General features: G+C 73.5%; 1 protein-coding gene. It reads right to left on the reverse strand.

The genetic code is table 11. From position 1 onward, the window contains the following. On the reverse strand, window positions 1-607 hold a 607-nt coding region (locus RNC47_RS36180; protein ID WP_311605099.1), incomplete at both ends, for an AMP-binding protein.

Consider the following 607-nt stretch of genomic DNA (forward strand, 5'->3'; position numbering starts at 1 on the left):
GCCACCAGCTGTCTGATGCCGCCCGCGCCCTCCCGTACGACCACGGCCGCGTCGGCGATCTCCGGCAGGGTCCGCAGATGCGCCTCGACCTCGCCGGTCTCCACCCGGTGGCCCCGGATCTTCACCTGGTCGTCCAGCCGCCCGAGGAACTGGAAAGTGCCGTCCGGCCGGAGTGCGACCAGATCGCCCGTACGGTAGATCCGCCCGCCACCGGCCAGACCGGGTACGGTCCGGAACCGCGCGGCGGTCGCCTCGGGCAGGCCCAGGTAGCCCTGCGCGAGCACCGGGCCGCCGATGCACAACTCGCCCGCCTCGCCCGGCTGCCGCGGCCGCAGCTGCTCGTCGAGGACGTACGCCTCCACGTTGGCGATGGGCCGCCCGATGCTGGGCTGGTCCGGCCACTCACGGGGGTCGCCGCGCAGTTCGAGCGAGGTCACCACATGGGTCTCCGACGGGCCGTACTGGTTCACCAGCACCGCCCCCTCCAGGTGCTGGAACAGGGCGCGCACCGCGGGGGTCACCTGGAGCTGCTCACCGGCCGTGACGACCTCACGGAGGGAGGACGGCCACACGCCCACGGAGCCCGCGTGCGCCGCTATCGCCTGAA

The organism is Streptomyces millisiae, assembly GCF_031845425.1.
In the GTDB taxonomy this organism is placed as follows: Bacteria; Actinomycetota; Actinomycetes; order Streptomycetales; family Streptomycetaceae; genus Streptomyces; species Streptomyces millisiae.